Below are 11,458 nucleotides of genomic sequence, written 5' to 3'. Positions count from 1 at the left end.
CTGACCAGGTCCTGACCGGGGCAAGGGCCAGAATTCGGCCACTGTTCACCCGAGGTAGTCGGCCCGCCCCTCGTCGTCGAGTTCGAAGGGGCCCTCGGGGATGACGCAGAACTCGTTGCCCTCGGGGTCCGCCATCACCAGGAACCCGCCCTCGGCGTACTGCTCCAGCCGGCGGCCGCCGAGCCGCTCGATCCGCTGCCGCTCCGCCGCCGGATCGGGCGAGGTCACGTCGAAGTGCATCCGGTTCTTGCCCGCCTTGACCGCGGTCGTGCGCTGGAAGCCCAGCCCCAGACCTCCGTCCCGCCGCAGCCAGACGTACGGGCCGGTACGGCCCACGACGGGGCGGCCGAGCAGCTCCGACCAGAACGCGGCGAGCCGCTCGGGGTCCACGGAGTCGACGATGAGGGCGTTGATCTGCAGAGGTGAGTCGGCCATGCCCCGATCCTCTCAAGTGGGGCGCCCGGTACGCGGGAAGCCTAAGTCGCCCATGTGTACGAGCCCTCGAGAGCCGGGAAGATGAGAGGAGTTGCCGTACGAGGGAGTGGTCATGGCGCGGAAGAGGGCCCTGGTGGTCCGAGGCGGGTGGGAGGGGCACCGGCCGGTCGAGGCCACCGAGCTGTTCATCCCCTTCCTGCGGGACAACGGCTACGAGGTGAGGGTCGAGGAGTCGACCGCGGTCTACGGCGACGCCACCGAGATGGAGCGCACCGACCTCGTCGTGCAGTGCGTCACCATGTCGGAGATCACCGCCGGGCAACTGGCCGGTCTCGGCGCGGCGGTCGTCGCCGGTACCGGTTTCACCGGCTGGCACGGCGGCATCGCCGACTCCTTCCGTGCCTCCTCCGACTATCTGCACCTGGTCGGCGGCCAGTTCGCCACCCATCCCGGCAAGGAGCCCTGTCTGCGGCGCGGAGCGGCGGAGGACAACTTCCTGCCCCACACCGTGCAGTTCACCGAACTCGGCCGCACCCACCCGATCACCGCCGGGCTGGCGGACTTCGAGCTGGAGACCGAGCAGTACTGGGTGCTGCACGACGACCTGATCGACGTCCTGGCCACCACCACCCATCCGGTACGGCCGTACGAACCCTGGCACCGGCCGGTGACCTCACCGGCGATCTGGACCCGCCGCTGGGGCGCCGGACGCGTCGTCGTCACGACGCCGGGGCACAGCCTGGACGTACTGCAACACCCCAGTGTCCGCACCGTCGTCGAGAGGGGAATGCTGTGGGCGACGCGCACCGCATCGGCATCGTAGGACTCGGCTTCATATCCCGCGCCTACCTCGACACCCTCGCACCCCACCCCGACGTCGAGATCGTCGCGGTCGCCGACCTCGACGGCTCCCGCGCGCAGGCCGCCGCCCAACAGCTGCCCGGCACACGGCAGTCGAGCGTCGAAGCGCTGCTGGAGGCCCCCGACATCCAGACGGTGCTCAACCTCACCACCCCCGCCGCCCATGCCGACATCGCCCTCGGCGCCATCGGGCACGGCAAGCACGTGTACACGGAGAAGCCACTGGCCGACACCTTCGCCGGCGGGCAGGCCGTCGTCGACGCCGCCACGAAGGCGGGCACGCGGGTCGGCTGCGCTCCGGACACGGTCCTGGGCACCGGCACCCAGACGGCCCGCGCCGCAATCGACAAGGGCCTCGTCGGCCGGCCGCTCGCCGCCCAGGCCGTCATGGTCACACCGGGACACGAACGCTGGCACCCGCATCCCGACTTCTACTACGCCCAGGGCGGCGGCCCGCTGCTGGACATGGGGCCCTACTACATCTCCGCCCTCGTCCAACTCCTCGGCCCGGTCCGGGCGGTGACCGGCGCGGCCGCCCGGCTGCGCGGCACGCGGGTCATCGGCTCCGGGCCGCGCCAGGGGGAGCGGATCGCGGTCGAGGTGGACACCCATGTCTCCGGCGTCCTCGAACACGACAACGGCGCCCTGTCCACCCTCACCACGAGCTTCGACGGCGTCGCGACCACGGCCGCCCCGATCGAGGTCCATGGCGAGACGGGCACGCTCGCTGTCCCCGACCCCAACCACTTCGACGGTCAGGTGCGCCACTTCCCGCTGGACGGGACCGACTGGCACGAGCTCGAGCCGTCGGCGGGATACGCCGGCGGCAGTCGCGGCGTCGGCCTGCTCGACTTCCTCCACGGCGGCCGACCGCGCGCCGGCGGCGAACTCGCCCTGCACGTCCTGGAGACGATGACCGCCCTGCTGCGCTCGGCGGCCGAGGGCCGCCGCGTGACGCTCGGGACGACGGCGGCGCGGCCGGCGCCGGTCCCGTTGACCCCGGCCGAGGCGTGGAAGGCGTCCTGGCGCTGACGGCCCGCCCGATGATGGGCCACTGTCTCTGTATGTAGACAGTGTCTTGTATGCGGAACGGGCGTGGGGGAGGGTGAGGCGTCCGCGTCAGCTTCCGGAAGGGAACCCTCCGTGTCCGCCGGCTCCGCCCTGCTGCTCGCCGTGGCGGGCATCGCCTCCGGACTGGCGGGGTCGATCGCCGGTCTCGCCTCGCTCTTCAGTTACCCGGCACTGCTGGCCGCCGGCCTGCCGCCGGTGTCCGCCAACGTCACCAACACGGTGGCCCTGTTCTTCAACACCGCCGGAACCGCGGCCGGTTCGCGCGAGGAACTGCGCGGGCAGGGCCGCAGGCTCGCCCGCCTGGCGCTCCTGGCGGCCGTCGGCGGCTCGGTCGGCGCGGCACTGCTGCTGGGCACCCCGTCGTCCGCGTTCGAACGGGTCGTGCCCTGGCTGATCGCCCTGGGGTCGGTGCTCATCCTGGTCCGCGAACCGCTGCGCCGGCTGACCGAGGGACGCCTGGCGGAGGGCGGAGGCCTGCGCACGGCGCTGCCGCTGACCTGCGCGGTACTGCTCGTCGGGCTCTACGGCGGCTACTTCGGCGCCGCGTCCGGCGTACTGATGCTGGCGGTGCTGTCCCTGTCCGCGGACGAGCCGCTGCGCGTGACCAACGCCGTGAAGAACATCGCCACCGGAGCGGCCAACGTCACCGCCGCGATCGCCTACGCCTTCCTCGCCCCCGTCGACTGGCGGGCCGCGGCGGCTCTCGGTCTGGGGTGCCTGGTCGGCAGCCGCGTGGGTCCGGTCGTCGTACGGCGGCTGCCCGAGAGGCCGTTGCGGATCGCCATCGCGTTGGCCGGGCTGGGGCTGGCCGTCTCGCTGTGGCTGCGGACCGGCTGACCGCCGTACCGCATTGACACGTGCACACCCATTGACCACGGCATGTCGATCAACCTAGCCTCCGTCCTCATATGTAGACGATGTCCCCATACAGGGATGCCATTCGAAAGAGTGAACCCTGCTCTCCTCGTTGGCAGTTCAAAGGAGAACTGACGCATGCCGCTCGTCGTGGTCGGAATCAGCGTGCTGGTCCTGCTTTTGCTGATGACGAAGTTCAGACTCAACGGCTTCGCCGCCCTGCTCCTCGTGGCCGTGGGTGTGGCCCTGGTCCAGGGCATCCCCCTGGAGAAGATCTCCGACGTCCTCGCCGAGGGCATCGGCGGCCAGATCGGCGACACGATGCTCACCATCGGGCTCGGCGCCATGGTCGGACGGGTGATGGGGGACTCCGGCGCGGCCCAGCGGATAGCCACCCGGCTCCTCGACGCGTGCGGCCCGCGCTGGGTGCAGGTGGCCATGGTGCTGACCGCCATGCTCATCGGCGTGACGATGTTCTACGAGGTCGCCTTCGTCATCATCGTGCCGGTCGCCTTCACCCTCGTCCGCGTCACCCGCTCCAACCTGCTGTGGGTCGGACTGCCCATGTCCATAGCCCTGTCCACCATGCACAGCTTCCTGCCGCCGCACCCCGGCCCGACCGCGGTGGCCGCCACCTTCCACGCCTCGGTCGGACTGACCCTGTTCTACGGCCTGTTCATCGCCGTCCCGGTCGGCGCGCTCATCGCCCTGACCTGGCCGCGCCTGCCCTTCGTCCGCGCGATGCACCCCGAGGTCCCCAAGGGGCTGGTCAGCGAGCGCGTCTTCGAGGAGGACGAGATGCCCGGCATGGGCTGGTCGCTCGCGGTCGCCCTGCTGCCCGTCGTGCTGATCGCCGGTGCCGCGGTGACCGACCTCGCCACCTCCGGGTCGAGTCCGCTGCTGCACTTCGTCGCCTTCATCGGCTCCGCCCCGATCGCCCTGCTGCTCACCCTCTGCCTCGCGGTGTGGGCGCTCGGCCCGCGCATCGGCCGCAGCCTCGCCGAGGTCGCCACCTCCTGCCGGGAGGCCGCCCAGGCGATGGCGATGATCCTGCTCGTCATCGGCGCCGGCGGCGCCTTCAAGAACGTCCTCGTCGAGGGCGGCATCTCCGACTACATCAAGGACTCCACCGAGCACTGGTCCATCTCGCCCCTCATCCTGGCCTGGCTGATCGCCGCCATCCTGCGCGTGGCCCTGGGCTCGGCGACCGTCGCCGTCGTCACCGCCTCCGGCGTGGCGCTGCCCCTGCTCGCCGGCAGCGGCGTCCACCCCGAGGTCATGGTGCTCGCCGTCTCCTGCGGCTCGATCGCCTTCTCCCACGTCAACGACCCGGGCTTCTGGATGTTCAAGGAGTACTTCAACCTGTCGGTCGTCGACGCGATCAAGGCACGCACCACGTACACCACGGTCCTCGCCGTCCTCGGCCTCGGTGGTGTCCTGGTCCTGGAGCAAGTGCTGGACGCCCTGCAGGTCTGACCGCCCGCCCGAACCCTCATCGCAGAACGGCAGTTCACCCCATGAGCCAACCCGTCGTCACGAAGTTCTCCGTCTACCCGGTCGCCGGACGCGACTCCATGCTCCTCAACCTCTCCGGCGCCCACGCCCCTTGCTTCACCCGCAACGTCGTCGTCATGGAGGACTCCGAGGGCCGCACCGGCCTCGGCGAGGTGCCCGGCGGCGAAAAGATCACCCGGACCCTGCGCGAGGCCGAGCCGCTGGTCGTCGGTGCGCGCCTCGGCGACCACAACCGCGTCCTGAACACCGTGCGGGCGGCCTTCGCCGACCGCGACGCCGGGGGCCGCGGCGCCCAGACCTTCGACCTGCGCACCACCGTCCACGCCGTCACCGCCGTCGAGTCGGCGCTGCTGGACCTGCTCGGGCAGCATCTTGAAGTGCCGGTCGCCGCCCTGCTCGGCGAAGGCAGGCAGCGCGACGCGGTACGGGTCCTCGGCTACCTCTTCCATGTCGGCGACCCCGACCGCACCGACCTGGACTACCTGCGCGAACCCGACGCGGACGTCGAGTGGTACCGCGTCCGGCGCGAGGAGGCGCTCACCCCGGAGGCGATCGTCCGCCAGGCCGAGGCCGCCTACGACCATTACGGCTTCCGGGACTTCAAGCTCAAGGGCGGCGTCCTGCCCGGCGCCGAGGAGGTCGGGACCGTACGGGCGCTGAAGGACCGCTTCCCCGAGGCCCGGATCACGCTCGACCCCAACGGCGCCTGGTCGCTGCGCGAGGCCGTCGACCTGTGCCGGCCCCTCCTGGGTACCCTCGCCTACGCCGAGGACCCGTGCGGCGCCGAGGACGGCTACTCCGGCCGCGAGATCCTCGCGGAGTTCCGCCGCGCCACCGGACTGCCCACGGCCACCAACATGATCGCCACCGACTGGCGTCAGCTCACCCACGCCCTGGCCCTGCAGTCCGTGTCCATCCCGCTCGCCGACCCGCACTTCTGGACCATGCAGGGGTCGGTGCGCGTGGCCCAGCTGTGCCACGAGACGGGCCTGACCTGGGGCTGCCACTCCAACAACCATTTCGACATCTCGCTCGCGATGATGGCCCACTGCGGCGCAGCGGCCCCCGGCGAGTACAACGCGCTGGACACGCACTGGATCTGGCAGGAGGGGCAGGAGCGGCTCACCGTCGAACCGCCGCGCATCGTCGGCGGCGAGGTCGCCGTCCCCGACACCCCGGGCCTGGGCCTCCGCCTCGACCCCGACCGGCTGATGGCGGCCCACGAGCTCTACCGGGCGAAGGCGCTGTCGGGCCGCGACGACGCGATCGGCATGCGCTATCTGGTGGAGGACTGGGAGTTCGACCCCAAACGCCCCTGCCTGGTGCGCTGAACGGAGCGCGGACCGGCGGCCCGTGGCACCGTGGTGGCATGACCTTCGAGGTGCGCCCGGCATCGGCCTTCGCGGACGTCCGTACGGTGCTGGGCCCCAAGTCCCCTGGCGCCACCGTCTGTTGGTGCCTGAGTCACGGCATCCCGGCGAAGCTCGACCGCGCGCTTCGCGGGCCGGCCCGCGGGGAGTACGTCGCCGAACTGTGCCGTATCTCTCCGCCGCCGGGTGTGCTCGCCTACGACGGTGACGAACCGGTCGGCTGGGCCGCCGTCGCCCCACGCGCGGCCACCTCCTACGCGCGCAGCCGGACGATCCCCCACGTCGACGACCTGCCGGTCTGGTCGCTGTGGTGCATCCGGGTCAGCCCGGGCCACCGCGGACAGGGCGTCTCGCACGCCCTCATCGCCGGAGCGGTCGACTTCGCCCGCGCCCAGGGCGCACCGGCGATCGAGGCCTATCCCCTCGACAGCGGCGGCGGCCGGGTGGACACCACCATGGCCTACGCCGGGATCCGCGCGAACTTCGAGCGCGCCGGGTTCGTCCACGCCGCCGACACCACCTCGGTGCCGGCCGGCCGGCCCCGGGTGCTGATGCGGCTCGACCTGCGGTGAGTGATCAGCCCGGGGACGCGGCGGCGACGCAGAACTCGTTGCCCTCCGGGTCGGCCATCACGATGTGGTGCCCTTGAACTCCTCAAGGACGCGCCCGCCGGCCGCCACCAGCCGCCCGGCCTCCGCCCTGATCCGCGCCCATCGCTCCTCCGGTTCGCCGTGCCCCGGCACCCGGATGTCGATGTGGAGCCGGTTCTTCGCCGTCTTGGGCTCGGGCACCTTGAGGATGGACAGGCGGGGACCGGTGCCGTCGGGGTCGCACAGCCACGCGCCGTCGTCCGCCGACTCGTCCTCCGGGAGGTCGAACTGGGCCAGCCACTCCTCCCGGGTCGCGAAGGGCGGGGGCGGGGGCTCGTCCACATAGCCGAGCGCCGTCTTCCAGAAGCGGGCCAGGAGCAGGGCGTCCGCGCAGTCGAGGGTCAGATCGATTCTGGCTGCCATGACCGGACCGTATCGGTTCCGCAATCCGGCTTTGCATGACCATGCGCCATCATGCATACTCTTCCTATGTCCAAGGTCCTCACCTCCCTGCCCGCCGGCGAGCGCGTCGGTATCGCCTTCTCCGGCGGCCTCGACACCTCCGTCGCGGTCGCCTGGATGCGCGACAAGGGCGCCGTCCCGTGCACCTACACCGCCGACATCGGCCAGTACGACGAGCCCGACATCGCCTCGGTGCCCGGTCGCGCGAAGAACTACGGTGCCGAGATCGCGCGCCTGGTCGACTGCCGTGCCGCGCTGGTCGAGGAGGGCCTGGCCGCGCTCACCTGCGGCGCGTTCCACATCCGCTCCGGCGGTCGGGCCTACTTCAACACCACCCCGCTCGGCCGTGCCGTCACCGGCACGCTCCTGGTGCGGGCCATGCTGGAGGACGACGTCCAGATCTGGGGCGACGGCTCGACCTTCAAGGGCAACGACATCGAGCGGTTCTACCGCTACGGCCTGCTCGCCAACCCCAACCTGCGGATCTACAAGCCGTGGCTGGACGCGCACTTCGTGACCGAGCTCGGCGGCCGCAAGGAGATGTCGGAGTGGCTGGTCGCGCACAAGCTGCCCTACCGCGACAGCACGGAGAAGGCGTACTCCACCGACGCCAACATCTGGGGCGCCACCCACGAGGCCAAGACGCTTGAGCACCTGGACACCGGCATCGAGACCGTGGAGCCCATCATGGGCGTCCGGTTCTGGGACCCCGTAGTCGAGATCGCACCCGAGGACGTGACGATCGGCTTCGACCAGGGCCGCCCGGTGACGATCAACGGCAAGGAGTTCGCGTCCGCCGTTGACCTGGTGATGGAGGCCAACGCCATCGGCGGCCGGCACGGCCTGGGCATGTCCGACCAGATCGAGAACCGCATCATCGAGGCCAAGAGCCGCGGCATCTACGAGGCCCCCGGCATGGCCCTGCTGCACGCGGCCTACGAGCGCCTGGTCAACGCCATCCACAACGAGGACACCCTCGCCCAGTACCACAACGAGGGCCGCCGCCTCGGCCGGCTGATGTACGAGGGCCGCTGGCTGGACCCGCAGGCGCTGATGATCCGTGAGTCGCTGCAGCGCTGGGTCGGCTCGGCGATCACCGGTGAGGTCACCCTGCGGCTGCGGCGCGGCGAGGACTACTCGATCCTCGACACCACGGGCCCGGCGTTCAGCTACCACCCGGACAAGCTGTCGATGGAGCGCACCGAGGACTCCGCGTTCGGCCCGGTCGACCGCATCGGCCAGCTGACCATGCGCAACCTCGACATCGCCGACTCCCGCGCCAAGCTTGAGCAGTACGTCGGTCTCGGCCTGATCGGCACCGGCAGCCCCACCATCGGCGCCTCCCAGGCCGCCGCGACCGGGCTCATCGGCACCATGCCGGAGCTGCCCGAGGGCGGCGCCGAGGCCATCGCCTCCCGCGGCGAGGTCTCCGAGGACGAGGCGCTGCTGGACCGCGCCGCGATGGAGTCCGGCACGGACTGACCGCGGAACGCTGAGGAGGGCCGGCCCGCGCCGAAAGGCGTCGGGCCGGCCTTCGGCGCAGGTGCGGGGCGCGCGGGGCCCTGCCACGCTTCACACAATGCGCACATGCCTCCATGGAAGCTTTAGAGTTCAAGCGCTACGCTCGTCGCCAGTCCGAGTGGCCGAGGAAGCCCCACGCGTCCGGCTGCTCGCTTCCCCACGAGCAGGCACAGGAGAGTCGTTGTGCACGACAGCGACATAGTGGTGATCGGCGGCGGCTACGCGGGCGTCCGCCTGGCCAGACGACTGGACGCGACCGCGCGGGTCACCCTGGTGGACCGCAAGGACGTCTTCTTCCACCGCATCGCCTCGCTGCGGGCCGGTGTGCGCCCCGAGTGGTCGGTGACCCCCTTCATCCCCTACGACCGGCTGCTGGCCAACGGCCGGGTGGTGGTGGGCAAGGCCCTTCGGATCGACACCGCCGAGCGTCAGGTCGTACTGGCCACGGGGGAGCGGCTGCCGTACGACGTGGTCGTGATCGCCACCGGCGCCGACTACCCCGAACCGGCCCGCTTCACCGGGACCACCACCGAGGAGACCCTCAAGACGTTCGCCGGGCACCAGCAGAAGATCGCCGGCGCCGAACACGTCCTGGTCGTCGGCGGCGGGCCCTCCGGGGTCGAACTCAGCGCCGAGATACGCCTGGCCCGGCCCGACGTCCGGATCACCCTCGCCCACTCCGGCACCGAACTCCTGCACAACACCGGCGTCGAGCGCGCCGGACGCCGGGCGCGGGCCTGGCTGGAGGCGCACGACGTGGAGGTAAGGCTCGACTCCTTCATGTCGCCCGGCAACGACTTCGGCACCTATCGCGACGCACGCGGCAACATCATCGCCGCCGACCTCTCCTTCTGGGCCACCGGCACCACGCCCAACACCCTCTGGCTGCGGCTCGGCGGCCACGGCGACTGGCTCAACTCGGCCGGGCACGTCAAGGTCGACCGCTCCCTCCGGGTCGACGGGCGGCGGGACGTGTTCGCGGTCGGTGACGTCAACGACGCCACCGAACTCAAGATCACCCCGGCCGCGCTCGCCCAGGCCGACCTCGCCGCCTGGAACATCCGCACCTACCTCAACAGCGCCGGCCGGCACCGCAGGGAACCCCGCCTCTACCGGCCCGTCCACCGCACCCCCGTCATCGTGCCGTTCGGCGCGGGCGACGGGCTGACCATCCTGCCGGTGCCGGGTGCGAACGCCGTCCTCGGCGCCCGGACCTCCGTCCTGGCCAAGGCGAAGACCCTCATGACGCCGTACATGAGGCGCCAGCTCGGCTACACCGCCTGACGCCTGACGCCTGACGCCTGACGCCTGACGCCTGACGTGCGGCACCGTCGCTCAGGCCGACAGCGGGTTCGCGCGCGCCGCCGCCAGCAGGTACCAGGCCGTGGCGCCCGTGTGCCGGTAGGGGTAGTAGCCGAAACCGAAACCGGTGTCGAGCGGGCTGCTCGCCGAGACGACGCCCGAGCCCCGAGCCACGGCCGTCCCGCCGAGGGTCTGGCCGCCGCCGAGCAGATCCTGCGCGCGCTCGATCGAGGCGAGCAGCCGGCGGGCCCGCGCCCCGTCACCGGGGGCCCGGCGACAGCGCAGGGCCAGCGCCAGGTGGGCGGTCCCCTCGAACCAGACGGCGTTGCGGTCGGGCTTGGGCTGCCCCGAGGCGATGGGGGCGTCCTCGTTCGCCGCCAGACTGGCCGAGCTGAACGTGACGCCCTCGTACGACTGCCCCTGCGGCACCGTGCTGTTGGGGCGGTCGGCGCCGTCCCGGACGGCGAGTTCGGTCGCGGCCCAGTCCAGCGAACGGGAGTGGGCGGGGGAGGAGAGGGCGAGGTGGGTCCAGGTCTGGGTGTCCTCGGGGACCGGCGACTTGTTGATCGTCACACCGTCGTTCGTGCCGGTGTAGAAGAACCCGCCGGACGGCTCCCACATCCGGCGCACGAAGGCCGCGGCCCGCGAGCGCCGTTCGAGCCACACCTTGTCCCCGGTCAGCCGGGCGAGCCGGCCGAACAGGCCGACCAGGTCGGTGTTGTGCTCGGTGGAGGTGAAGGGCAGCTTCTCGTCGGCGCCGTTCACGCCGAACTTGTAGCCGCCGAGCGGCTCGTCGGTGCGGCCGACGCGCTCGATCCACTCGCCGATCCGCACGGCACCCGTGAGGAAACGCCGCCGGCCGGTCCGTCCGGCGAGGGTGCTCAGCGCGATACCGGCCCACGCCATGTCGCCGACGGCGGTGCCGGTGAAGCCGAACTGGGTGCCCACGTTGGCCGTTCCGTCCGCCCGCACGAAACCGTCCGGCTGCGCCGAACCGTCGTAGAAGGTGTACGGCCCGACGTTGTAGGCCTGCCGCAGTCTGCCGTCGTCGTGGGCGGGATCGTGCGCCTGGGCGTAGAGCAGCGCGTCGCCCAGCGCCACCGCCCGGGAGCGGCCGTCGGCCGTGCCGGTGGCGAGGTTCGCGAGGATCACGAGCGCGTTGTCGTAGGTGAACGCGGTGCTGAACAGGCCGGCCTGGTCGGTGTAGCTCTGGGCCAGCCGGACCGTGCCGTGCAGCGGGTAGGCGTCCATGGCGGCGGCAAGGAAGGCGGACGCCCGGCGCGCGGCGGAGGGCGTGCGGTCCGCCGCCGTCGCCGTCCCGCCCGTGGTGAGGACCGCGGCGCCGACGCCGAGTCCGGTGCCGATGAGCGCGCGTCGGCTCGGTCCAGGGCCTTGGCTGCCGGTCATGGGTCTCCTCGGGGGTGTGGGAACGAGCAGCTCTTGAGAGCGCTCTCAAAGATGCGCGCTCATTGTGCT

10 protein-coding genes and 1 pseudogene are annotated in these 11,458 nt (G+C 71.6%); 8 read left to right on the top strand and 3 right to left on the bottom strand.

Going from position 1 to position 11,458, the window contains the following annotated elements; genetic code table 11:
• Positions 1-45 precede the first annotated feature (45 nt).
• Positions 46-435: a VOC family protein gene (locus ACIGDI_RS14310; protein WP_399895411.1), complete on the bottom strand. Its 390-nt coding sequence runs from the start codon at positions 433-435 to the stop codon at positions 46-48.
• A 112-nt stretch (positions 436-547) separates the two neighbouring features.
• Here ACIGDI_RS14310 and ACIGDI_RS14305 point away from each other — a divergent pair, with 112 nt between their 5' ends.
• From ACIGDI_RS14305 to ACIGDI_RS14280, 6 genes are all read left to right on the top strand, one after another.
• Entirely contained in the window at positions 548-1,258 is a 711-nt protein-coding gene (locus ACIGDI_RS14305; RefSeq protein ID WP_399895408.1) for a ThuA domain-containing protein, read from the top strand.
• The gene (locus tag ACIGDI_RS14300; RefSeq protein WP_399895405.1) at positions 1,228-2,328 is read left to right on the top strand and encodes a Gfo/Idh/MocA family protein; all 1,101 of its coding nucleotides are present in this window, start codon (positions 1,228-1,230) and stop codon (positions 2,326-2,328) included. Before ACIGDI_RS14305 ends, ACIGDI_RS14300 begins: the two co-directional genes overlap by 31 nt.
• 111 nt (positions 2,329-2,439) lie before the next feature.
• Positions 2,440-3,204: a sulfite exporter TauE/SafE family protein gene (locus ACIGDI_RS14295; RefSeq protein ID WP_399895402.1), complete on the top strand. Its 765-nt coding sequence runs from the start codon at positions 2,440-2,442 to the stop codon at positions 3,202-3,204.
• Positions 3,205-3,360: 156 nt separating this feature from the next.
• Positions 3,361-4,698 (top strand): gluconate:H+ symporter, encoded by a 1,338-nt coding sequence (locus ACIGDI_RS14290; protein WP_399895399.1) that lies wholly within the window; start codon positions 3,361-3,363, stop codon positions 4,696-4,698.
• A 41-nt stretch (positions 4,699-4,739) separates the two neighbouring features.
• Positions 4,740-6,068 (top strand): enolase C-terminal domain-like protein, encoded by a 1,329-nt coding sequence (locus tag ACIGDI_RS14285; protein ID WP_399895396.1) that lies wholly within the window; start codon positions 4,740-4,742, stop codon positions 6,066-6,068.
• Between the two features lie 38 nt (positions 6,069-6,106).
• Positions 6,107-6,679 (top strand): GNAT family N-acetyltransferase, encoded by a 573-nt coding sequence (locus ACIGDI_RS14280; RefSeq protein ID WP_399895394.1) that lies wholly within the window; start codon positions 6,107-6,109, stop codon positions 6,677-6,679.
• Between the two features lie 4 nt (positions 6,680-6,683).
• Here ACIGDI_RS14280 and ACIGDI_RS14275 read toward each other — a convergent pair.
• Positions 6,684-7,120 (bottom strand): annotated as a pseudogene (locus ACIGDI_RS14275) (VOC family protein).
• 66 nt (positions 7,121-7,186) lie between these two features.
• On the opposite strand from ACIGDI_RS14275, the gene argG reads away from it, so the two are divergent.
• Together argG and ACIGDI_RS14265 are read left to right on the top strand one after the other, a co-directional pair.
• Complete coding sequence (argG, locus tag ACIGDI_RS14270) at positions 7,187-8,641, top strand: argininosuccinate synthase (RefSeq protein ID WP_399897598.1); 1,455 nt, start codon at positions 7,187-7,189, stop codon at positions 8,639-8,641.
• Positions 8,642-8,863: 222 nt separating this feature from the next.
• Complete coding sequence (locus ACIGDI_RS14265) at positions 8,864-9,964, top strand: NAD(P)/FAD-dependent oxidoreductase (RefSeq protein ID WP_399895391.1); 1,101 nt, start codon at positions 8,864-8,866, stop codon at positions 9,962-9,964.
• Between the two features lie 51 nt (positions 9,965-10,015).
• Here ACIGDI_RS14265 and ACIGDI_RS14260 read toward each other — a convergent pair whose 3' ends face one another.
• A complete protein-coding gene (locus ACIGDI_RS14260; protein ID WP_399895388.1) occupies positions 10,016-11,389 on the bottom strand; it encodes a Tat pathway signal sequence domain protein in 1,374 nt (457 codons plus the stop codon).
• Positions 11,390-11,458: the final 69 nt, after the last annotated feature.

Source organism: Streptomyces sp. NPDC085900 (assembly GCF_044540925.1).
Lineage (GTDB): Bacteria > Actinomycetota > Actinomycetes > Streptomycetales > Streptomycetaceae > Streptomyces > Streptomyces gilvifuscus.
This window is presented reverse-complemented; position numbering and strand designations above follow the sequence as displayed.